The sequence below is a fragment of the Duffyella gerundensis genome (assembly GCF_001517405.1).
In the GTDB taxonomy this organism is placed as follows: Bacteria; Pseudomonadota; Gammaproteobacteria; order Enterobacterales; family Enterobacteriaceae; genus Duffyella; species Duffyella gerundensis.
The window spans coordinates 3522856-3545539 of the sequence record NZ_LN907827.1 but is presented as its reverse complement, the minus strand read 5'-3'; the positions used below and the strand labels follow the sequence as shown (position 1 = coordinate 3545539).

At 48.8% G+C, this 22684-nt stretch carries 26 protein-coding genes and 4 tRNA genes; 13 read left to right on the top strand and 17 right to left on the bottom strand.

The annotated features are described in order from the left end of the window. Nucleotides 1-23: 23 nt before the first annotated feature. The 16 genes from EM595_RS16225 to EM595_RS16150 form a co-directional block, all read right to left on the bottom strand. The gene (locus tag EM595_RS16225; protein ID WP_067434473.1) at nt 24-536 is read right to left on the bottom strand and encodes a hypothetical protein; all 513 of its coding nucleotides are present in this window, start codon (nt 534-536) and stop codon (nt 24-26) included. Between the two features lie 48 nt (nt 537-584). Next, nucleotides 585-1121 (bottom strand): hypothetical protein, encoded by a 537-nt coding sequence (locus EM595_RS16220; protein ID WP_222938651.1) that lies wholly within the window; start codon nt 1119-1121, stop codon nt 585-587. Nucleotides 1122-1340: 219 nt separating this feature from the next. After that, nucleotides 1341-2588, bottom strand: a complete 1248-nt coding sequence (locus tag EM595_RS16215; RefSeq protein WP_067434468.1) for a vWA domain-containing protein — start codon at nt 2586-2588, stop codon at nt 1341-1343. A gap of 107 nt (nt 2589-2695) precedes the next feature. After that, entirely contained in the window at nt 2696-3202 is a 507-nt protein-coding gene (gene tadF, locus EM595_RS16210; protein ID WP_231938709.1) for a tight adherence pilus pseudopilin TadF, read from the bottom strand. A 37-nt stretch (nt 3203-3239) separates the two neighbouring features. Further along, entirely contained in the window at nt 3240-3731 is a 492-nt protein-coding gene (locus tag EM595_RS16205) for a TadE/TadG family type IV pilus assembly protein (protein ID WP_067434465.1), read from the bottom strand. After that, a complete protein-coding gene (locus tag EM595_RS16200) occupies nt 3731-4468 on the bottom strand; it encodes a tetratricopeptide repeat protein (protein WP_067434462.1) in 738 nt (245 codons plus the stop codon). The genes EM595_RS16205 and EM595_RS16200 overlap by 1 nt, the downstream gene beginning before the upstream one ends. Continuing rightward, nucleotides 4455-5297 carry a type II secretion system F family protein gene (locus EM595_RS16195; protein ID WP_225701267.1) on the bottom strand — a complete coding sequence of 281 codons (843 nt, stop codon included), beginning with the start codon at nt 5295-5297 and terminating at the stop codon, nt 4455-4457. The genes EM595_RS16200 and EM595_RS16195 overlap by 14 nt, the downstream gene beginning before the upstream one ends. After that, on the bottom strand, nt 5294-6166 hold the full coding sequence (locus EM595_RS16190; protein WP_067434456.1) for a type II secretion system F family protein: 873 nt from the start codon (nt 6164-6166) through the stop codon (nt 5294-5296). Before EM595_RS16190 ends, EM595_RS16195 begins: the two co-directional genes overlap by 4 nt. 3 nt (nt 6167-6169) lie before the next feature. Then, nucleotides 6170-7450, bottom strand: a complete 1281-nt coding sequence (locus EM595_RS16185) for a TadA family conjugal transfer-associated ATPase (RefSeq protein ID WP_067434453.1) — start codon at nt 7448-7450, stop codon at nt 6170-6172. Then, on the bottom strand, nt 7447-8547 hold the full coding sequence (locus tag EM595_RS16180) for a CpaE/TadZ family protein (RefSeq protein WP_071852536.1): 1101 nt from the start codon (nt 8545-8547) through the stop codon (nt 7447-7449). Before EM595_RS16180 ends, EM595_RS16185 begins: the two co-directional genes overlap by 4 nt. Nucleotides 8548-8559: 12 nt before the next feature. Beyond that, a complete protein-coding gene (locus EM595_RS16175; RefSeq protein WP_067434447.1) occupies nt 8560-9036 on the bottom strand; it encodes a hypothetical protein in 477 nt (158 codons plus the stop codon). Beyond that, nucleotides 9033-10406, bottom strand: a complete 1374-nt coding sequence (locus EM595_RS16170) for a type II and III secretion system protein family protein (RefSeq protein ID WP_071852535.1) — start codon at nt 10404-10406, stop codon at nt 9033-9035. Before EM595_RS16170 ends, EM595_RS16175 begins: the two co-directional genes overlap by 4 nt. Nucleotides 10407-10420: 14 nt before the next feature. After that, nucleotides 10421-11245: an SAF domain-containing protein gene (locus EM595_RS16165; protein WP_067434444.1), complete on the bottom strand. Its 825-nt coding sequence runs from the start codon at nt 11243-11245 to the stop codon at nt 10421-10423. A 12-nt stretch (nt 11246-11257) separates the two neighbouring features. After that, nucleotides 11258-11695: an A24 family peptidase gene (locus EM595_RS16160; RefSeq protein WP_067434441.1), complete on the bottom strand. Its 438-nt coding sequence runs from the start codon at nt 11693-11695 to the stop codon at nt 11258-11260. Nucleotides 11696-11795: 100 nt separating this feature from the next. After that, nucleotides 11796-12026: a Flp family type IVb pilin gene (locus EM595_RS16155; protein WP_067434437.1), complete on the bottom strand. Its 231-nt coding sequence runs from the start codon at nt 12024-12026 to the stop codon at nt 11796-11798. Nucleotides 12027-12172: 146 nt separating this feature from the next. Beyond that, nucleotides 12173-12742 carry a winged helix-turn-helix domain-containing protein gene (locus EM595_RS16150; protein WP_067434434.1) on the bottom strand — a complete coding sequence of 190 codons (570 nt, stop codon included), beginning with the start codon at nt 12740-12742 and terminating at the stop codon, nt 12173-12175. Between the two features lie 690 nt (nt 12743-13432). Between EM595_RS16150 and murB the strand changes: the two genes are divergently transcribed. Beyond that, nucleotides 13433-14470: a UDP-N-acetylmuramate dehydrogenase gene (gene murB, locus EM595_RS16145; protein ID WP_067435574.1), complete on the top strand. Its 1038-nt coding sequence runs from the start codon at nt 13433-13435 to the stop codon at nt 14468-14470. Then, complete coding sequence (gene birA, locus EM595_RS16140; protein WP_067434431.1) at nt 14467-15426, top strand: bifunctional biotin--[acetyl-CoA-carboxylase] ligase/biotin operon repressor BirA; 960 nt, start codon at nt 14467-14469, stop codon at nt 15424-15426. Before murB ends, birA begins: the two co-directional genes overlap by 4 nt. A 37-nt stretch (nt 15427-15463) precedes the next feature. Here birA and coaA read toward each other — a convergent pair whose 3' ends face one another. Then, on the bottom strand, nt 15464-16414 hold the full coding sequence (coaA, locus tag EM595_RS16135) for a type I pantothenate kinase (RefSeq protein ID WP_067434428.1): 951 nt from the start codon (nt 16412-16414) through the stop codon (nt 15464-15466). 587 nt (nt 16415-17001) lie between these two features. Here coaA and EM595_RS16130 point away from each other — a divergent pair. The 11 genes from EM595_RS16130 to rplL all read left to right on the top strand — a co-directional run bounded on the left by EM595_RS16130 (nt 17002) and on the right by rplL (nt 22584). Then, a tRNA-Thr gene (locus EM595_RS16130) sits at nt 17002-17077 on the top strand. 10 nt (nt 17078-17087) lie between these two features. Continuing rightward, a tRNA-Tyr gene (locus tag EM595_RS16125) sits at nt 17088-17172 on the top strand. 195 nt (nt 17173-17367) lie between these two features. After that, nucleotides 17368-17442, top strand: a tRNA-Gly gene (locus EM595_RS16120). A 5-nt stretch (nt 17443-17447) separates the two neighbouring features. Then, nucleotides 17448-17523 (top strand) — tRNA-Thr (locus EM595_RS16115). A 111-nt stretch (nt 17524-17634) separates the two neighbouring features. Continuing rightward, the gene (gene tuf, locus EM595_RS16110) at nt 17635-18819 is read left to right on the top strand and encodes an elongation factor Tu (protein WP_067434425.1); all 1185 of its coding nucleotides are present in this window, start codon (nt 17635-17637) and stop codon (nt 18817-18819) included. A 226-nt stretch (nt 18820-19045) separates the two neighbouring features. Next, on the top strand, nt 19046-19429 hold the full coding sequence (secE, locus tag EM595_RS16105; protein WP_067434422.1) for a preprotein translocase subunit SecE: 384 nt from the start codon (nt 19046-19048) through the stop codon (nt 19427-19429). 1 nt (nt 19430) lies between these two features. After that, nucleotides 19431-19976: a transcription termination/antitermination protein NusG gene (gene nusG / locus EM595_RS16100; RefSeq protein ID WP_067434420.1), complete on the top strand. Its 546-nt coding sequence runs from the start codon at nt 19431-19433 to the stop codon at nt 19974-19976. Nucleotides 19977-20128: 152 nt separating this feature from the next. Continuing rightward, nucleotides 20129-20557, top strand: coding sequence for a 50S ribosomal protein L11 (gene rplK / locus EM595_RS16095; protein WP_067434417.1), 429 nt, complete (start codon nt 20129-20131; stop codon nt 20555-20557). A 3-nt stretch (nt 20558-20560) separates the two neighbouring features. Next, the gene (gene rplA, locus EM595_RS16090) at nt 20561-21265 is read left to right on the top strand and encodes a 50S ribosomal protein L1 (RefSeq protein ID WP_067434414.1); all 705 of its coding nucleotides are present in this window, start codon (nt 20561-20563) and stop codon (nt 21263-21265) included. 384 nt (nt 21266-21649) lie between these two features. Further along, nucleotides 21650-22153: a 50S ribosomal protein L10 gene (gene rplJ / locus EM595_RS16085; RefSeq protein ID WP_067434411.1), complete on the top strand. Its 504-nt coding sequence runs from the start codon at nt 21650-21652 to the stop codon at nt 22151-22153. A 62-nt stretch (nt 22154-22215) separates the two neighbouring features. Beyond that, complete coding sequence (gene rplL / locus EM595_RS16080) at nt 22216-22584, top strand: 50S ribosomal protein L7/L12 (RefSeq protein ID WP_067434408.1); 369 nt, start codon at nt 22216-22218, stop codon at nt 22582-22584. Nucleotides 22585-22684 lie beyond the last annotated feature (100 nt).

Below are 22684 nucleotides of genomic sequence, written 5' to 3'. Positions count from 1 at the left end.
AATTCATTATTTCTGTCTCTTTTTTAAATAACCGGCGTTAATAAAAGAGTGAAAGTATTAGCGTACTGCCCTTTGGTATAATCTCCTGCTAATTTTTCTGATGAAAAATGAATTTTCACGCCATTTTGCACATTACTTTGGCCTACGTTGCGAATAACTGGCATTCTTAAATTCTGTAGCGCCTGATAAGATTCGCCACGGAAAATAAAATCGCCGCTGAGATTAATAGAGTTGTTACCGCCAGAAACCTGAGGCAATATGAAATGGGTTTCTGCAAAAACGATATCAGCCTGATCGATATTCCCAACGATATGAAAGAAACCCGATTCCCGTTCAAATTTTTGAGAAATACCATTAACCGGCAGAGTAAAATCAAAGTTATCGCCTTCAATGGGTTTGTTCTCATAATAAAGAGAAACTCTGGCTACTGACTCAGCGGAAATATCAAGCAGAAGCTGCGCATCGTTATCCGCTGATGCCGCACTGCCCCACAGTAAAATCGTGGCGGGTAATAAAGTCGCAGAAAAAAAATTCATAGTTTACAGACAGGGGCGGCCAGGCCGACCCTGTTCCTTTAACAGTAATTAAGGTTTAGCTACGACGTTGGCGTAGACGGTACCGCTATAAGAGCCCTGACCAAGCTGGTCATAGTTTCTGTCAGAAACAAAACGGAAAACGACGGGTAATTCACCATGACTGCCATTAGGCAGCAGCGTGTAATCTTTGGTATCGCCTGAGTTGGCAAACTCCTGATTACCATTGGCGCTAATGGTCGTGATCTTGTAAGTCAGATCATTCAGTACGTCGCCCTGTGTACTGGTCAGGTTAAAAGCGCCACCGGTAGCAGCATTGCCATCATCAAGCGTTAACGACATCTCCAGCTTGCTGACGTCATTATTCCACAGCCTCAGAGCAGTGGTTTGCGCTTCCATTTTTCCAGATGCCGCCGGCGTTAGTTCTACCAGCATATCGGTGACAGGACGTCCGCCCGGATCGGTAATCATTGCACTGTCAGGCACGTTGGCCGTTACGTTAAACTTGGTGTCATATTTACCGGGTGTTGCTGCTGTTACAGCTAGCGGTAATAAGAGTGTGGCGATTGCAGCTAATTTAAATCTCATTTTGATTATCCTTTATCAAATAATATTTGGCCTTTTGATATCTCTGCATATCTTTTAAAAGGCATACTTATAATGCTATGCAGCCGTTTTATAAAAAATTGCGGCACAGATTACGCTTTTATAATGCAGTGAGAGAGGGGGTTTAATCTTTATCGCTTTTTTATTTACTCTTAAAATTCACCACCCTGGTGTTGTTTATTTCTTATGGAATCTTATATTTTATTGATCCTTTAAAATGTTATGGCCGACTTCCTCAAATACGGTGCGATGCAGACTTTCTTCAAGTTGCTCAACCGTGCTGGGGAGATAAAAATTCTTATTGCCTACGCAACCTTGCCAGTTTGCAGTCGGCCGATAATTAATGCCCACAAAAGCAATTTTACCGACGGATTGCGATGTGGAGATGGCCTGACGAATGCGATTGCACATGCCGGCGTTCATCAGTTCTTGCGTTAGGGTAATCTTTTCCGGATCGTCTGTGCCGTCAGAGACAATAATCAGTACCTTACGGGGAGCCGTTCCGACAGAAAGCGCAGAAGCGCCACGTAACACCCCACTGCTCACCAGTGTGCCACCCGAGGCGGTCATACTTTGAATTTGGTTGATGCGAGCATAATCGCTGGTCAACGGCACCTTCCAGCTATAACTCATCTTCAGGCAGTTGCCTTCACTCACTGCAGAAAGTGGAATATTGATGCTGTTAACGTTATTGGGAATGGCTGCTACGGTGGCGGCGACATTAATATTTTTTTGAAATTGCAGCGTTGGATTTAAGGCCAGTATGTCTACAGGCATAGGATAATAAGGGACAAAAGGAAAGTCGCAGCGGCTGCCCTCTTTGGCTCCCCAGCCGAACGGAACTAATCCCGCCTTGTTGCCAGCATCATACTGATAAAGGTCTCGAACCAGCTGTAATACAATGCGTTTTAATTCACTGAGTTTGGTACCACTGGTGCCAAAGGGTTCATTCATCGATCCTGAAAAATCCACTACAAACATCACATCTATGCTGGATCGGAACTTGCGTGCTGCGCCGTTGCCACCCACCAGCATGTCCTGGCTAAATGTGGGAAAAAAGGTTGATGAAAACCAGGATGTTTGTTGAGTCTGGCCGCTAACGCGGTATTCAACATAAGAAAGGTTGCCGGGGCTGACGCCATATTTAACCACGACGTTTGGCTGCAGCACCGCTTTTTCACGCGGCATATAAGCCGCAAAATAGGCTTTAGACAGCGTGTAGTTGCGCTCAGCGCCTTCGCCGTTGTTCTCTGCGGTAAGCGCCAGCGCGGCCTGTTCCATTGCATCCGACAGACGGGCGCGCTCTGCTATATAGCGCGATCCCTCGAGGCCTAATATTGAAATACTAAACAGGAAGCCGGACAGTATGACAAAGCCAATGGCAAAGGCGCCTCGCCGATCGTTCCGAAAATCACGCAATGATCGTAATGGCTTATTAAGCATGTTCATAATGGTTCCTTGTTGTGTCAGAAGAACGGCCAGTCCCTCTTTTTCCTTTTACGCTGGCGCCGTATATTATTGCTGGCCAGCATGCCGCAATGCATTGTCAAAACTTTTCAGCGCGCCATGACGATGGCAAACGATGACATCACCGGATGCTCCTCTTCTGACGTCAGCCGTGTGTACATACTCTGCGTCGGCAAACAGACCGTGACCTGGTAAAGCGGCACCCAGCGGCCATAGCTGCCTCGCGGCGACAAATCAATTAACTGATCCAGCGGTACTTTTGGCATGCAGGCCTCACCCGCAGGCCATTTGCGATAGAGCCGAACGGTTTTACGGTTATCATTTTGCCCGGCGGGATCGACGAAATGCACTTCCTCCACATACAGCGATAACCGGGACAGGTCCGCTGACGTTTGCATATCCAGCAGCATGCGCCGCGCCAGCGCCTTAATTTTAGTGACGTCGTTTTGCTGTAGTTCTTCTCTTCCTGCAAAAAGCTGAATACGTTCTCGCAGAACGCCAGCAACGGAATAAGCAGTGCGGTCAAGTTTGCCTGCCATTGCCTGGCGCACCATTAAGTCGGCAAAAAACACCAGAAAAACGATCAGGAACATCATGATGAAAACAAACTCAACCGCTATTGCACCACGCCGATCAGTGCATAAATTTGGAGCGTTCATATTCCTGTACAAAGATCACCTCACGATTCAATAAGCTGTCGGCCCAAAACCCCGGGAAAAGGAAAAACATCGGTTCATAGCGATATTTAACCTGATAGCGTGCAATGGGTTGGTTACGGTAATTGCCGCTGCTGCCGCCGCTGTTATTCATCTCATCAATGCTGCTGGCATAACCCATGGAGATATCCACCGCGTCCGAATTGGTCAGAAAGCGCCAGAGCGCACCCGTTTGACGAAGCATGCGATCTTCAAAGCGCGTACGGTAATCACCGCTGGTGCTTGATGGCACATTCTTGGCATCTTTGGCCGCTTCTGAAACCGCCAGATCGATGACCGACGAGACATAGGCCAGACGGCCTACTTCAGCGATAAAGAAGACGGTAAAAACAAAAAAGATAATCGTAAGGGCGAATTCAATCGATGCGGTTGCCGTGCGATCTTTAATAAATGAATAAACGCTTCGCATTAGCCAAATCCTCTGCCGGAAGGGGGAGATATTTGTGCCAGAGCGTTAATTAATGCCTCTGGCTGCGGCGAAAGATTCTCGTCGCGAATAATTTCTCGTGCATAGCGTCTGTCACCGACTTTGACCAGCGCCAGCACCAGGTTGCGCATCAGCCGATCGTGTTTGCGCCCACGTAAATATTGCGGCAATAGCAGGTTGACGGCATCCTGGTAGCGACCATCGATCATGGCGAGCATGGCCAAATTATTCAGCGCAATATCATCAGCGATAAACAGCGAACGCGCCCGCTGCAATGATTTCTGCGCTTCTGTCAGCTGGCCATTTAATGCCAGCGCGACGCCACGAAGATTCCAGGCTTCAGCATGTTGTGGTTCACGCTGCATTATTTTTTCCGTTGCACGTACCGCTCGCGGGTATTCGCCCAGGGCGATCAGGTTTTGCGCCTGCAGCAGGTAACGCGGAATATCCGGATTATTCAGCAGTGGCTGCAGCGTCTGCAGTGAGCTTTTATAATCGCCAGACAAGTAGTAATTACGTGCCAGCTTCATTCTGATTGCGGGATCGTCTTTTTCTCTCAGCCAGCTGCGATAAAGCGTAATCAAACCGTTGTAGTTATTAACCTTGAGCAGGATCTCTTCCTGGCTCTTTGCCTCCTGGCTATCAAATGTTTCGGGGCGTGCGCATCCAGCCAGCAGCAGGGCACAGAACAGCAGGCTTATTTTTTTAAAACAGTGCATTTTTCATAATCCTCAAAACACCAGGCGCGGCAATTAAAATGGTAATGGGAAACATGATGAACAGGATCAGCGGAATGCTCATGCGCGCTGAGAGCTTGCCGACTTTTTCCTCAGCGCTCAGCAGTTGCAGTTCACGCATATCGCGAGAGAGTTCAATCAGGTTGTCGTAGAGTGACGTGCCGTAATGCACGCTTTGTTGCAGGGTGGCGCAAAACATACGCATTTCGGTTTTATCTACCATGCGATAGAGTTCGCCCAGCGCTTCTTCCATACCGCTGACGTCTGCCCGTTTGGTTAACAGGCGCATCAGGCTGGAAAGATTGGCATCAATTTCTTCGCCGTTATGGGTAATGAACTTAATGGCATTTTCTACCGTCATACCGGCCTGAATGCAGACCGCCAGCAGGTCAACAAAATAGGGCAGTGCGTCCATCATTAGCTTATAACGTTGCGTAATTGCAGGCTTTTGTAGCAGCCCTGGAATCACAATAATCAACACTAATAACAGCAGCATCACCATTACTAAATCCTGCGCACTCAGCGTAAACAGGCCGATTTGCTCTGTGAGCGAAATAATTGCCATTACACACACCAGCGTACCCATTTTTACACTGAGTTGAGTATCAAGCTGCTTTAACAGGCTTAGCCAGCTACTGTTATCGATAAGGATATTGTCCACATCGATAGTGCTTTGACGGATGTGCTGTCGATCTTTCTCCACGCCAGCAATGATGCGCTGCTGCTGGCGCAGCCGATAATGATGGCGGCAGGCCATGAAGGCGATAACAAAACCTGAAAGCAGCATTAGCAGATAAAAGAACATCGTCATACTGCTCTCCTAAGCAACAGCCAAATGATCAGCATGCCGATACATTCACTGGCAATAACGTAATAGAGGATGAGCTGACCGGTTGGGTCATTAATAATAAAATCGAAATTCTCCGGGCTGAGATACTTCATGCCGCAGAAAAAAAGCAGCGGTATAGCCGCCACAATTTTTGCTGAGGCGCGCGCTTCTGAGGTCATCGCCAGTTTACGCCGAGACATATTGCGGCTGTTGGTGACAATGCGATTCAGCCGCCCAATCAGCATGCGCAGCTGTCCACCGTGTTGCAGGCTAATCAGCATTACGGCGACAAAGAAATAAAATTCCCGATAACGGTATTCGCGGCAGGCGTCATTGAGCACACGCTCAGGCTCTTCGCCGAGATTCAGGCGACGATCGATACGGCGAAAGCTGTTGCCCAGCGGGCCTTCAATACTTTCGCCACAGCGATGCAATGCCTGATGAATACTGTTGCCAGCAGAAATAGAGGCATTGATCACCGACAAAACTTCTGGAAAGGCATTTTCAAAATAGCGGCGTTCAAGCGTGCGGCCAATGCTGATTTGCGCCATAAACAGCAGCGGCAGGATCATGGGAATGAACAGCCACAGCCGAAACTGCAGCCAGTTGGCGTTGAGAAACAGCAGTGCACACAGGGTGGCAATCGCCGCCAGCGCGCCTTTGCTCTCTTTTAAGGTGCGATTACCCAGCGCATAACTTTGCCATTCCAGCCAGCGCGCCTGCATATAGCGCAGGGGAGGAAAGACCGTGCTGCTGGTATGACGGGGGATAATGGCGTGGCGTAATTTGTTCCAGCTGCGGTAATTGAGCAGCAGCAGCACGATTCCCGCCAGCAGAATAAAATAAGCCATGACTTACTCCATTCCAAAGAGCTGCTTCAGCTCGTCGGACAGGCTGAACATGGCTGCATTGCGCATGACCACCGAGCGCAGCAGCAAGCCGTGATTTGAGAATTCACCCTGGATGCGGCCTTCAGGTGTGCGCTCGGCATGCGTCGCGAAGGTGAAAATATCCTGCAGAATGACTCGTTCACCTTCGATGCCCATGACTTCACTGATGTGCATGATTTTTCGCGAACCGTCGTTGAGGCGCGAGACCTGAATAACCAGGTTAATAGCGGAAACAATGTTGCGACGCACCGATTCCATGGGAATGTGCATGCCTGCCATCATCACCATATTTTCCAGACGTGAAATGGCGTCGCGTGGGCTATTGGCATGCAGGGTGGACATTGAGCCGTCATGACCGGTATTCATCGCCTGCAACATCTCAAAGGTTTCTTCACCACGGCATTCGCCGACGATGATGCGATCCGGTCGCATCCTCAACGCATTAACCAGCAGAGCACGCATGGTGATTTGGCCGGTGTTTTCCAGTCCGGCCAGGCGCGTTTCCATTCGCAGTACATGAGGCTGCATCAGGCGCAACTCCGCAGCATCTTCCATCGTGATGATGCGCTCGCTGGAGTCGATATATTTCGACAGCGCGTTCAATAGCGTGGTTTTACCGGAGCCGGTGCCGCCCGAGATAATGATGTTGGCGCGGCAGCGGGTAGCAATAATAAGAAAGTTAGCCATCTGGCTGTTGAGCGCGCCGAAGCGCATCAAATCCGTCAGCTCAATGTTATTTTTACCAAACTTACGGATTGAAATTGAGGTGCCGTCGAGCGCAATCGGCTGAATGGCGACGTTAAGGCGGCTGCCATCTGGCAGGCGTGCATCGACCAGCGGACGACTCTCATCCAGGCGTCTTCCTACCCGCTGCACCAGCCGTTTGGCAATATCCGTCAGCTGTTGATTATTGATAAATCGAGCGCTGGAAAGCTCAAGTTTGCCGGCACGTTCAATGTAGATCTGGCCGGGACCGTTTACCAGAATATCGCTGATCTCATCATCTTCCAGCAGTGCGCGCAGCGGTCCAAAGCCGGTAATCTCATCCGCCATGATCTCAGCCATGGCATGCTGTGCCTGACTGTTGAGATAGAGATTCTGGCTGAGGATAACCTGCTCAAGGATGCGGTTCATCTCAGCCAACAGCAACGTTCGATCCTGTACCAGCTGCTCAATTTTATTAACGTCGATGTTCTCCATGACGCCTTCACGTAAGGTTTCCTGTAGCTCCAGGCTCATATTCATTTGCGGCTCCTTGCCATAGGTAGCAGACGCTTCAACAGAGAAGAGGAGACTGCCGGTGATTCGCCAAGGATCAGCCGCACCAGTACATCGATCTGCGGGATCGATTGTGTGGCAGCGGCGATCGCCTGTTTGCGCTGATAAGGAATCAGAATGTCGATATGCCGGCCAAGCAGCGCTTCAATATCTTCCTGGCTCAGCATCTCTGACGTGCATGGACGGACATCATTGAGGCAAAGCAGCAGACGACGTGATTTCTGTCTGGCGCGATTAATGCTCTCAACCAGTTCAATGGCCTGCCGTACAACACGTATTGAGGTCATAGAGCGATCCAGCACCAAAACCAAACAGGCTGAATGTTCGGCAATATGGCGCTGTACCTCTTTAGTCAGCGTATGAATGGCCTGTTCAAACAGAACAAAGTTAACATTGAGAAAGTTTTCGCTGGTGAGATCCGGTAATTGTGATTGTCGGGCGAACATGACTTGCAGATGCTTGCCTACGGAGGTGACTTCCTGAGAGAGCTTTTTACCGGCCAGTAAATCGAGATCCTGCGATGCTGCAGCGCCCTGAATCATCAATGTCGGTACCTGACGCAGCTGGGCAATGCGGTTGGCTACCTGCCACGCCAGATAAGAACTGCCAGCGCCGCCTTTACAGCCCAATATGCTGATACTGATGGCATTGCGTCGGACGCTGAGGGTTAGGCCATTGATGGCAGCTTCCGTGATAGCATCGCGCTGCGCATAAAGATTGAAGTAACGCATGCCATGATCGGCAAAGCGTTGTGCCAGCGTAATTGAATCACTGTCGCCTACCACACCGCACCAGATACTGCGCGGCACCAGTGCCAGCAGGGCAGTAATAATTTGCTCTGGCAGACGGTCCTGCTCAATATCCACCAGCAGGCCATAGGTTCCTGCAGGAATATCCAGATGCGTGATAGTGGTAATGTGGCGCGTTATCACTTCTATGTGCGGGAAGCCTGCCAGCCGAAGCAGGCTGGCCAGCTCCTGACTCCTTTCAGGTTGCGCAGAGATAACATAAAACACTCTTTCAGCCTGGGAGGAGCGCTCCTCTTTTTGGGGAAATAACAGCATCTGACTCGCACCTCAGAAAAAATATTTTTCAGGATTAACCAACGATGAGCTCAGCGCATTGTTCAGCGCGCAACCTGGGTCATCACTTGCATCAAAACGCCAGTTCTGCGTGGCATAGGTGCATTCGGGCAGGCGCAGTTGAATACGTTCAATTTGTATTTCAATACCGGCAAGCGGCTGAGAGCGAAAGATGCCGCGTTCCAGTTGCAACCTGATGCGCTCGGGCGACAGGCCGCGCGCAATCAGGCGCTGGCGTAAGATTTCTGCTTCCTGAGTGAATGCCGGATCTGACCAGAGCAGGCGAATTTGTCCGTTGAAGTTGTCGCCGGTTATGTCCAGTACGTTGTTCAGTGCGGCTTCGCGCGCGGTTTCACTGCTCTCAAATACGCTGACAAACTGTTCGCTGATGTGCGGCAGATCGCTGGCGGCATGGGGGTTGGTGGCTGTTATCCAGAGTGGAAATAACAGGCAGACGTAAGCGCATCTCATTTTATAAACCCTCCTTGTTCGACAAATTGCTCAGCCAGCTGGCGGTTACGGCGATCGCTAATGCCGTCGACGTTCAGAAAACGGGCAAGCGTTGAGGTACGCTGGAAATCGGGCAGGGTGATTTGTCGGGCCGTCACGGGCTTGACCAGGTTGACCGTAGCGACGACGATCAGCTCGCTGTGTGAACGCTCGGTTTGAGCATGACGAAACAGTGCACCAAGTAGTGGAATATCACCGATGAAAGGCAGGCGAGAAAGCGCTTCACGTTCGTTTTGGCTCAGCAAACCGCCCAGTAAAAAGCTTTCGCCGTCAGCCAGCTCAACGGTGGTTTTGGCTCGTCGCGTTTGAAACGCGGGAAAAGACTGTGCGGCATCTATGTTGTAAGCGCCATCAACGCTGCTCACTTCATGTCCAAGCGTCACGCGGATACGCTGGCTGTCGCTTACCCGCGCACCCACATTGAGTTTTATGCCGAATTCTTTGTACTGCACTGATGTACCGCTGACCGAGCTGAAAACGATCGGCACCTCGCCACCTACTAAAAACTCAGCCGTTTCGCCGGAAATCACCGAAAGATTAGGCTCAGCCAGCACACGAGCTACGGTGTCGTTGCGAATTGCCTGCACCATGCTGCTAAGCGTGTCGGCGCTGAATTTTACAAAGCGAAATGCGCCCGGCGTGAGGCTGCCGTTAGCGCTACCAATGGTGCCCCAGTCAATTCCGACGTTGTCGGTAAAGCTTTTAGTGACCTCAACCACGGAAAGCTTCACGTTGATTTGGTTGGTTACCGGCAGTTTCAGCTTATTGATGACGTCCTGATACACCACCTCATCCAGCCAGCTTGAGCTGTCGTTACCGCCGCCGCCAGCGTCTGCGGCTACATCAGCTACCTGCTTTTTATTCACGATACGTTGCGCGCCAACGCCTTCTCCGACAATTTGATAAATTTTGTCGCGATCGTCCTCCGTGGCTGCTGTACCGCTTAATACATAAGTTTTGCCTAACTTTTGAATCGTGACCCGACTGTCGGGCGCCACCTCACCAATACGTTTTTGTACCGCTCCGAGCATCGGATCTACCACTAAGGTGACGCGCAACAGTTGCTCACTGGCCTGATCAAGCACGTTCAAATCGGTACGGCCATTTTCCTGGGCGTAGACAAGCAAGCTTTTTTCACCAATGACTTCGTAATCAGCAACGCGTGGAGAGGTGATAAACACCGTGGCTATACGTTCTGCGGTCTGAAACATATGGGAATCGCCAGGTTCCATATAAAGCTCCTGCGCAATAGCCGTTTGAGAAAGCAGTATGCTGGTGGCCAGAAAAAAAATACGACCTGATACAGAAAGCAATTCTGCGAATGGTGCCATGACACAATGACGTTTCACTTATTACCCCTTAATTCCCGAACCGCATGAAACTGCGGTAAGACTTCGGACAGCGTTATCTTTTTATTCAAATTCTCATCATTACCCTGTGAAGGAAAAATAAGCAGTTCACCTGATTTCTCCACTACCTTGAGTTTGGTTAATTGTGGTAACGACAAGCGAAGCAGCACCTCACCGATAGGTGCATTATCATTGAGTGATGGGTTTTCTGAACGCTTATACTGTTTAATATTGATAACATCGACGGAGTCCATCAGCTTACTGATAACGTAACGTTTATTCTCTTTTGTGGTACTGCTGTCTTCGTTACCCAATTTAAAGTTAATGGTCTTAGCCGTGTTGTCCTCTTCTATTCTTAAAAATAAAGAAACTTTCTCACCAATATTAAGCGTTGAGAGTAGATAAGAATCATCTGTGCTGAGATGGACAGCGTAAGGGAATTCACTTTGCTTCAGACTATTCTGTATAAAGGTTTTACTTTCTGGTGATTCTATCATTTCAGGAATGATAGCACTGCCTTTAGCTATATTATTACGCACCAGAGAACCATTAAGTCTTCCGCTGTTATTTAAGGGTAGTTCACGAATGTCTTGCGCATCTTTATCGATCTCAATCTCCCGCAGGCGATATCCGGATGCGTTTAATATTTCATAATGATTCAGGTCGCGCGTAGCCTCAGCAATAAATATTGAACGTTTATCACTTGAGGTGTTCAATTTTTCAGCAGAAGGCAGTGAGCTTCCTTTTTTCTGTAAGAAAATACCGGTTATTCCAACGGCAATAACAATCAGTGAGGTAAAAAAAAGCATTCTGTGATTCATGACCGATCCTCGTTACTGTACTGCAATCGTGGTTGGATAAATTAAAATAAAGGCCAGCGACATAGCGACAGCATAAGGCACGCCGTGATCCAGCGTACTTCTGCGAAATGCAATCAGTCCGACAATGGCAATAACACCGCCAAATAAAAGTGTAGTTATCAAAAATGTGAGCAAGAAAGAATTGAAAAAGGCTAAAGACAATATCGTTAGCAGTTTTACATCGCCACCACCCATGGTATGAAACATAAAAAGAATAAAGCACAGGATAAAAACAATAAAAGCCGCGGCGATGTTAGGCATTTTCTCCTGCATGATAAAAAGTGGAATAAACAATGAAATCAACATCAACAGGCTGAAATGGCTGATGATGCGTGTTGTGATATCTTTCCATGCTATATACAGCAGTAAGAGTGAAACGAAGAAAAAATCCAGCTTAATCCACCAGTCCATGTTACTGCTCTTAAAAAAATTTATAAAAGCTGTAAAAACCCAAAGGATGAGCTTTTACAGCAGAGTGCTCGTAATGATTTTCTAAGCAGCGCAGCCCAGCTTATGGTGCCTTTTGACTTATATTTCTAATAGCACTGCCGATTGTATCAAATGCGTTCTTCAGTTCGCCCAGTAACCCCGTACTTTGAGTACCTAATACCAGACTTAGCAGAGTAGCAATTGCAACACCGATAAGTGCATATTCAATTGCTGTTACGCCACGTTTATCACGTGTCAATGCACGTAAGTTCATCAGAGTAAAAATATAACCACGGTTAATAATATCTTGCATTTTCTTTCTCCTTAATTTTCCGCCTGTCCTTTTGTTGGACATCATAGTGCCGACTGCCTTCACCTGTTAGCAGAGGACATGAGCATTTAACGAAATATTGTCTACGCTGTCCCTGGAGAGATTATATTATTTTTTATTTTTCATTGTTATTTATCAATCTGCATGATGTATTTCACAACCAATACTGTAAGTGTCGTTAGCCAACAGACGGCTAATATCGCCATGATTGAAATAAAATGATCAAAGCGACTTTTAGCCGGTTTTTTGGGCACTGCTTTGATGCTTGCCATTGACGTAGCTTCATGTTCCGCTGGTAACGATACTTCCTCATGTTCAACAGCCATTACCGGATGTTGTTCTTCCTTCACTGCAAGCGGCTTAACGGTGACCTTTCCGGTATATTTCACTCCCCGACGAGGAATCGTTTTAATCAACGCGCCTGACAAACCTACCAACTCAAATGCTTTACGTAGGGCATATATTTGTCCGTAATAACTGCTGTCACTGACGACACCACGTTGCTCGTGCCAAATCTGGTTGATGATTTTTTGTTTGTCATTCTCTCCATCCAACAGAAGGATTAGAAACCGGTAACTGTTTTCCGACAGGTTGACCACGTGCCCTGACAGGCTGATCAAAAACCGTTTCTCCGGGAGAAACTGTACGCCGTTATCAAGAAAGAAGATTAATTCATTGTGTTCGGATCCATTTGCCATAACGTTTCCTTAATAATTACTGATACGTTGCACGTTTTAGTCCTGTTTTGATTTAGTGATCATAGCAAGACGTATCGAGTAGCTATGTGCACATTATAATTATGCTGTTTTTCATTGCATCTCATTAAACCTCATTAAAGCTCTTTAGCTTACCAATGCAAAATTTTGAGCAAGATGAGAACAGTAATAGAAAGCCAATAATAGATAATTAAGAAATAATAAGATATTTTATTAATGAATTTTAGTATGCCAATTTTGTATATTGTTCATTAGATGATCACGTGTCTTTTCGATTTTTATCCTGGGCAGGTTTATGGAGGAATATACGTTATGATTTCGTCGAAAGATATCTCATTAGTTCGATGTTGATTAAAAAAATCAGCAAGTTAAAGCATTTTATGCGCTGTTATCGGCTTAATCGTCATTATATGAAATCAATTTATTGTGTTTGATATTTTTTAATTATTACTTGCTATCATTTCACTAAGAACGTTCTTGAATATTATTTGAGACCTGTCTTTTAATCATCAGCGCAGTGTCTTTATTGCCTGGTTTTTCCTCACGATGAGCGACAAGTATTGTTCCCGTATGACTCATTGACCGCGGAACGCAGCGGCAAAATCTCCTGCCCGCTATGACAGGGATCGGGTACACTACGAGGCAGATAATTCAGTCAGTCAGGGCGTTATGATGTCTCTTTCTCCTACCTCTTTAGTATCCTGGAATACCTTTCATATTGATGTAAATGCAGCATCAGTTAACGTTGCCGACAATAGCGAAATGCTGGCGCATCTGTGGCAGGCAAGTCAGCGCCGACAGGAGCCTGTATTGCTGTTAGGCGAGGGCAGTAATGTGCTTTTCCTGGAGGACTTTGCCGGACAAGTCATTATCAATCGTATTAAGGGTATTGAGATAACAGAAAAGGAACATGCCTGGCATCTGCATGTTGGTGCAGGTGAAAACTGGCATCAGTTGGTTGAGTACGCGCTGAAAAAAGGGATTCCAGGACTGGAAAATCTCGCCATGATTCCTGGCTGCGTTGGATCCGCACCGATTCAAAATATTGGTGCTTACGGCGTTGAGCTTCGGCAGATTTGTGAGTATGTCGATGTACTGCATCTGGCATCGGGAACGCAAGAGCGTTTGTCTGCCGAAGGTTGTCAATTTGGCTATCGTGACAGCATCTTCAAGCACCATTATCAACAGGGCTACGCCATCGTTGCAGTAGGCTTTGTGCTGTCGAAAGCCTGGACGCCGGTGATGACCTATGGCGATTTGACCCGCCTGGATGCTGACAACGTTACGCCGCAGCAAATCTTCGATAGCGTATGCCAGATGCGGAGCAGTAAATTGCCCGATCCCAATGTAACCGGTAATGCAGGAAGCTTTTTTAAAAATCCTGTTGTCACGGCCGAGCAGGCAGCAGAGATTCAGCGTGCCTATCCTCATGCGCCTGTTTATCCACAGCCGGAAGGGACAATGAAGCTGGCCGCGGGCTGGCTGATTGAACAGTGCGAACTGAAAGGGTTTCAGATTGGCGGTGCCGCAGTGCATCGCCAGCAGGCACTGGTATTGATTAATCAGCATCAGGCAACGGCTCAGGATATCGTGGCGCTGGCGAAAACCGTACGCGAACGTGTCGGGGAAAAATTTTCTGTCTGGCTGGAGCCTGAAGTCCGATTTATCGGCGCCGGCGGCGAACGTAATGCGGTTGAGGTGATTTCATGAAGGACCACACTATTCCTTTAAAGCTGGTTGCTGCGCTTGCTGACGGTGAGTTTCATTCTGGTGAGCAATTGGGCGAAGCCTTGGGCATGAGCCGTGCAGCGATCAACAAGCATATGCAAACGTTGAAAAGCTGGGGGCTGGATGTTTACACGGTAACCGGCAAGGGTTATAGCCTGCCAGGTCCAATCCAGCTATTAGATGAAGCGGCCATTCTTGCCCGTCTTCATCAGCCTAACCTGGCGATCATTCCTGTTATTGATTCAACGAATCAATATCTGCTGGATCGTCTGAGTGAGTTGCAGTCGGGTGATGCCTGTATTGCTGAATATCAACAGGCCGGGCGCGGAAGGCGCGGGCGGCAATGGTTCTCACCTTTTGGCGCCAACTTATATATGTCGATGTATTGGCGATTAGAGCAGGGCCCGGCGGCGGCGATGGGACTCAGTTTGGTCATCGGCATTATCATGGCTGAAGTGTTACAGGCGCTGGGTGCGCCGGATGTCAGAGTCAAATGGCCCAACGATCTCTATCTTAAGGACCGGAAGCTGGCGGGCATCCTGGTTGAGCTTACGGGTAAAACTGGCGATGCTGCGCAGATTGTTATGGGTGCCGGCATCAATCTGGCAATGCGCTCTGCTGATGCGGCACAAATTAATCAGGGATGGATTAATCTGCAGGAAGCTGGCATTGCGATTAATCGCAATGAACTGGCGGCAACGCTCATCAACAGTCTGCGCGAAGCATTAGCGCTCTTCGAGCAGGAGGGGCTGGTGCCCTTTATCGGTCGATGGGCTGCGCTGGATAACTTTATTGATCGGCCGGTGAAATTGATCATGGGCGATCGGGAAGTCTATGGGATAGCTCGGGGTGTTGATAAACAGGGTGGGTTGTTGCTGGAGCAGGAGGGAGAAATCAAATCCTGGATGGGCGGCGAAATCTCATTGCGACCTCAATAATAAAAAAGCCTGCTTCTCGCAGGCTTTTTTTATGCGGCTACTTTCGTAGCCTGACCAAATCCACCGCATGATTAGCGCTTTTGGTCATGATCAAGCTGGCGCGTTCGCGAGTGGGCAGAATATTTTCACGCAGGTTAAGCCAGTTAATCTCTTTCCACAGGCTGGTTGCCACATCAATCGCCTGCTCCTCTGACAACTGAGCATAGTGGTGAAAGTAGGAGTCGGGATCGGTAAACGCGCCCTGACGGAATTTGAGAAAGCGGTTGATGTACCACTTTTCCAGCATCGCCTCCGGCGCATCGACATAGATAGAGAAGTCGACGAAGTCAGAGACAAAGACATGATGCGGATCGTGCGGGTAATCCATGCCGCTCTGCAGCACGTTCAGCCCTTCCAGAATCAAAATATCAGGCTGAACTACCACTTTGTCGCCATCGGGAATGACATCATAAGTCAGGTGAGAATAAACAGGAGCGGTGACCTGAGGAGCACCCGATTTAAGGTCGGAAACAAAATTGACCAGACGATGCATGTCATAAGAGAGCGGAAAGCCCTTTTTCTTCATCAGACCGCGTTCTTTTAACACCGCGTTAGGGTGCAGAAAGCCATCGGTGGTAATCAATTCAACGCGGCGATGCTCAGGCCAGCGGCTCAACAGTGCCTGTAAAACACGTGCCGTGGTGCTTTTGCCGACGGCGACGCTGCCAGCGATACTGATGATATAGGGGATCTTTTGGCCATCGGTACCAAGAAACTGCTCCAGCGCCCGCTGGCGACGCAGGTTGGAACTAATATAGAAATTGAGCAGGCGCGATAACGGCAGATAAATTTCCGCTACTTCTTCCAGCGACAAATCTTCATTAATCCCTTTAAGACGAGCAATTTCATCTTCTGTTAACGTCATTGGAACGGAGTTGCGCAGCGCTGCCCACTGCTTTCTGTCGAACAGCAGGTAAGGAGTGGTAAGCGAATTATTAATTTGGCTCATAAGCACGCTTCTGCCAGCAAATATTGATTGGCTCATCTGCTACGTTCGGAAATTGTACGCAGAAGAACACGTATTTCCAGCCGATTTGAGATAAACGAAAAAAACAATGGGCAGGAGGTTAACACCACTGTAACGAGAAAAAGAAGGAAAATGATCAAACTCCAGCAGCATTGCCTGCGGTTATTCGGTTTCAATATCTTTGAGGCGATGAACGGCTCTTGTGTACTGCTCAGCGGCTTTTGCCCTTCCTATATAGATACACAGCGCAACAGCGGAAAACAAAATCCATGTGTGGATAAATGGAGGTTGCGGCCACAGGTACGAGGCAAAAATGGCAGTCTGCTCGTGTGAAAAAGAAGATAAAAGCTTTGTTTATCTGCTTGCAGACGAAAAACGAGTCTGACGGGCACTAAACTTATTGCTTATGAAGCGAAGGGAAATGACAAATTCGTTGGATTTTTGCCCAATAAAATAGCGTTCGCAGGTCGTTTTGCGGATAAATGCACAAAAAACAAGCGAAAGAACATTTTTCGCGATTTTTTTGTTGCATCGAACCGCCGGTCTTCCTAGAATGCGCGTCACTTGATGCCGGCTTAGCTCAGTTGGTAGAGCAACTGACTTGTAATCAGTAGGTCACCAGTTCGATTCCGGTAGCCGGCACCATCAAGTACCCGGTGGGGTTCCCGAGCGGCCAAAGGGAGCAGACTGTAAATCTGCCGTCACAGACTTCGAAGGTTCGAATCCTTCTCCCACCACCATTTCATTCCTCAGGGAGTGAAGCAGATAGGCACCATGTTTATCTGCACCGGTGAGGTTAATATAACCCACCAACGAATTCAGACTGCGCTCAGGTGCAGTCAACGCATGTCAATAAACTGACATGTAAGAATAATAAGAGCGCTTCTCTTATTATTCGCAAGCTCCAGAAAGAACAGGTAGCCGAGTTCCAGGATGCGGGCATCGTATAATGGCTATTACCTCAGCCTTCCAAGCTGATGATGCGGGTTCGATTCCCGCTGCCCGCTCCAGATGTGCTGATATGGCTCAGTTGGTAGAGCGCACCCTTGGTAAGGGTGAGGTCCCCAGTTCGACTCTGGGTATCAGCACCACTTCTTTATCTCCTTCCCTGATTCTTCTCTGTATCAATAATTCAACATTCAGGCTTATCCTGGTTGATGTGGTGATATCACCGATTTATCCGTGTCTTAGAGGGACAATCGATGTCTAAAGAAAAATTTGAACGTAAAAAACCGCACGTCAACGTCGGTACTATCGGCCACGTTGACCACGGTAAAACTACCCTGACTGCCGCTATCACCACCGTTCTGGCGAAAACCTACGGCGGTTCTGCTCGTGCATTCGATCAGATCGATAACGCACCGGAAGAAAAAGCACGTGGTATCACCATCAACACGTCTCACGTTGAGTATGACACCCCGACTCGCCACTACGCGCACGTTGACTGCCCGGGCCACGCCGACTATGTGAAAAACATGATCACCGGTGCTGCCCAGATGGACGGCGCAATCCTGGTTGTTGCTGCGACTGACGGCCCAATGCCGCAGACCCGTGAGCACATCCTGCTGGGTCGCCAGGTTGGCGTTCCTTACATCATCGTGTTCATGAACAAGTGCGACATGGTTGATGATGAAGAGCTGCTGGAACTGGTTGAGATGGAAGTACGTGACCTGCTGTCACAGTACGACTTCCCGGGCGACGACACGCCAATCGTTCACGGTTCAGCGCTGAAAGCACTGGAAGGTGACGCTGAGTGGGAAGCGAAAATCATCGAGCTGGCCGGTCACCTGGATAACTACATCCCGGAACCAGAGCGCGCAATCGACAAGCCGTTCCTGCTGCCAATCGAAGACGTGTTCTCAATCTCAGGTCGCGGTACCGTTGTGACCGGTCGTGTAGAGCGCGGCATCGTTAAAGTCGGCGAAGAAGTTGAAATCGTGGGTATCAAGGATACCGTGAAATCAACCTGTACCGGCGTTGAGATGTTCCGTAAGCTGCTGGACGAAGGCCGTGCGGGCGAAAACTGCGGTATCCTGCTGCGCGGCGTTAAGCGCGAAGATATCCAGCGTGGACAGGTACTGGCCAAGCCGGGCACCATCAAGCCACACACCCAGTTCGAATCAGAAGTGTACATCCTGTCGAAAGACGAAGGCGGCCGTCATACTCCGTTCTTCAAGGGCTACCGTCCACAGTTCTACTTCCGTACAACTGACGTGACCGGAACCATCGAGCTGCCGGAAGGCGTTGAGATGGTAATGCCAGGCGACAACATCAAAATGGTTGTTACCCTGATCCACCCAATCGCTATGGACGATGGTCTGCGCTTCGCAATTCGCGAAGGCGGCCGTACCGTTGGCGCGGGCGTTGTTGCTAAAGTTATCGCTTAATCGCTGATAATATTTGACGCAACACAGTCAGAGAGGGCATCATTTGATGCCCTTTTTGTACGCTGTAACATAGAACCTGGCTCATCAGTGATTTTCAATCATAATCATTGTTGAGACAGGCTCTGTCGCACGGCGTCGGATACCGGTAAATGTTGCACGAAAACCGGTTTGGATGCCTCGCAGTGCGGGGTTATTGAGTTTCTGATTTATTGTGGCAGGTTGGTTTATGAGTGCTAATACCGAAGCTCAAGGGAGCGGGCGCGGCCTGGAAGCGATAAAATGGGCAGGCGTTGCAGTCTTGCTCATCGTGGCCATTGTAGGCAACTACTATTATCGCGAAGTCACATTGCCCTTACGCGCACTGGCCGTTGTCGTTCTGATTGCCGCTGCGGGTGGCATTGCATTGCTGACAACCAAAGGTAAAGCCACAGTGGCTTTTACGCGTGAAGCAAGAACCGAAATGCGTAAGGTTATCTGGCCAACTCGTCAGGAAACGCTGCATACCACGTTAATCGTTGCCGCGGTTACCGCCGTGATGTCACTGATTTTGTGGGGGCTGGATGGTATTCTGGTCCGTCTGGTATCGTTTATCACTGGCCTGAGGTTCTAAGATGTCTGAAGCTCCAAAGAAGCGCTGGTACGTCGTTCAGGCGTTCTCCGGTTTTGAAGGCCGCGTAGCACAATCGCTGCGTGAGCATATCAAGTTACACAACATGGAAGAGCTGTTTGGTGACGTCATGGTTCCCACTGAAGAAGTGGTTGAGATCCGTGGTGGCCAACGCCGTAAAAGCGAGCGTAAATTCTTCCCGGGCTATGTCTTAGTCCAGATGGTAATGAATGACGCAAGCTGGCACCTGGTGCGCAGCGTTCCGCGTGTAATGGGATTCATCGGCGGCACATCTGACCGTCCTGCTCCTATTAGCGACAAAGAAGTCGACGCAATCATGAATCGCCTGCAGCAGGTTGGCGATAAGCCACGTCCTAAAACCCTGTTTGAACCGGGTGAGATGGTGCGCGTAAGCGATGGCCCATTTGCCGACTTCAACGGCGTGGTTGAAGAAGTGGACTACGAAAAAAGCCGCCTGAAAGTTTCTGTTTCTATTTTTGGTCGTGCAACGCCGGTAGAGCTGGACTTCGGTCAGGTAGAAAAAGCTTAAGCACCTGCATCGATTTTTGACGTCGGGTAGCTTGCGAGAGGCGCGAAATTAACCTATAATTTCGCGCCTTTTGTATTTATGCGCTGTCATAGCGCGTAAACCATTATCACGGGGAGCCTTCCGGGGCGCTAAAACCCAACAGAGGAATTATCATGGCTAAGAAAGTACAAGCCTACGTTAAGCTGCAGGTTGCAGCTGGTATGGCAAATCCAAGTCCACCGGTTGGTCCAGCACTGGGTCAGCAGGGTGTTAACATCATGGAATTCTGTAAAGCGTTTAACGCCAAAACAGAGAGCCTGGAAAAAGGCCTGCCAACGCCGGTTGTTATCACTGTCTATTCAGACCGTTCTTTCACCTTCGTTACCAAAACGCCTCCGGCTGCCGTTCTGCTGAAAAAAGCAGCGGGCATCAAGTCTGGTTCTGGTAAGCCGAACAAAGAAAAAGTCGGTAAAGTAAGCCGTGCTCAGGTACGTGAAATCGCAGAAACCAAAGCTGCGGACATGACTGGTGCTGATGTTGAAGCGATGACTCGCTCAATTGAAGGTACCGCTCGTTCCATGGGCCTGGTAGTGGAGGATTAAGAAATGGCTAAGCTGACCAAGCGTATGCAGGTTATCCGTGACAAAGTTGATGTGACTAAGCAGTACGACATCAATGAAGCTGTTGCTCTGCTGAAAGAACTGGCTACTGCCAAATTCGTTGAAAGCGTTGATGTTGCTGTCAACCTCGGCATTGATGCACGTAAGTCCGATCAGAACGTACGTGGTGCAACTGTACTGCCACACGGTACTGGTCGTTCCGTACGTGTTGCCGTATTTGCTCAGGGCGCGAACGCTGAAGCTGCTAAAGCTGCGGGCGCTGAACTGGTAGGTATGGAAGATCTGGCTGACCAGATCAAGAAAGGCGAAATGAACTTTGACGTTGTTATTGCTTCTCCAGATGCAATGCGCGTTGTTGGCCAGCTGGGCCAGGTTCTGGGCCCACGTGGTCTGATGCCTAACCCGAAAGTAGGTACCGTAACGCCAAACGTTGCTGAAGCAGTTAAGAATGCTAAAGCAGGTCAGGTTCGTTACCGTAACGACAAGAACGGCATCATCCACACCACTATCGGTAAAGTTGATTTCGATTCTGAAAAACTGAAAGAAAACCTTGAGTCACTGCTGGTTGCGCTGAAAAAAGCCAAACCTTCACAGGCTAAAGGCGTGTTCATCAAGAAAGTTAGCCTTTCTACCACCATGGGCGCTGGCGTTGCCATCGATCAGGCTGGTCTGAACGCGACAGCAAACTAATTGCTGTTGAAACGGGCGAAATTTTCGACTAGAATCTTACGCCCGTTGTTCTGCTAATGATTTTTAGCTGAACCCGAATTTTTACTGACAGGTTATCTCGCGTAAGCGGTAACGTGTTAGCAGGTTTTAGGTTGGAGCCAGGCCTTATCCTGGCCTCCGTCCAAGACCGCAGGGGCTGACTGGGGAGCGCGCTTTTTAAATAAGGCGCTGTGAACCAAAACGCTTAATCACCTGCGTAGACGGTGACAGAGCCGAAAAGAATATTTTGAATAGTCTTTACTGGATTCTGCTCACCGTGATTTAGCGCTTATTCACCTTCGGGCAAATAAGTGAAGTGAGTTCCGGGGAAATCCTTCTCCGGCTAAAATCCAGGAGCAAAAGCTAATGGCATTAAATCTTCAAGACAAACAAGCGATTGTTGCTGAAGTCAGCGAAGTGGCCAAAGGCGCGCTGTCTGCGGTTGTTGCGGATTCTCGCGGCGTTACCGTAGACAAAATGACCGAACTGCGTAAAGCAGGTCGTGAAGCTGGCGTTTACATGCGTGTTGTTCGCAACACCCTGCTGCGCCGCGTCGTTGAAGGGACTCAGTTTGAGTGCCTGAAAGACACGTTTGTTGGTCCAACCTTGATTGCATATTCTATGGAACATCCGGGCGCTGCTGCTCGTCTGTTCAAAGAATTCGCGAAAGCGAATGCAAAATTTGAGGTTAAAGCTGCGGCCTTTGAAGGTGAGTTAATCAGCGCTGATCAGCTCGATCGCCTGGCAACTCTGCCTACTTACGATGAAGCAATCGCACGCCTGATGGCAACCATGAAAGAAGCCGCTGCCGGCAAACTGGTTCGCACTCTGGCTGCAGTCCGTGATCAGAAAGAAGCTGAAGCAGCTTAATCTTTCTCATTACGTACTTTTGCTAACGTATATCCCTAATCTGAATTCCAGGAACATTTGACATGTCAATCACTAAAGAACAAATTATCGAAGGCGTTGCAGCCCTGTCTGTAATGGAAATCGTTGAACTGATCTCCGCTATGGAAGAAAAATTCGGCGTTTCTGCTGCTGCTGCTGTAGCTGCAGGTCCTGCTGCTGCCGCTGAAGCTGCTGAAGAGAAAACTGAATTTGACGTTATCCTGAAAGCTGCTGGCGCGAACAAAGTTGCAGTAATCAAAGCTGTACGTAGCGCAACTGGTCTGGGCCTGAAAGAAGCTAAAGACCTGGTTGAAGCTGCTCCAGCTGCAATCAAAGAAGGCATCAGCAAAGACGACGCAGCTGCACTTGAAACTGCTCTGAAAGACGCTGGCGCTGAAGTTGAAATTAAGTAAGACAGCCTTAGGGTTGCAGTCTGAATAAAATCAGGCTGATGGCTGGTGACTTTTGGGTCACCAGCCTTTTTGCGCTAAGGGACCTCAATGGGGTTTCGCA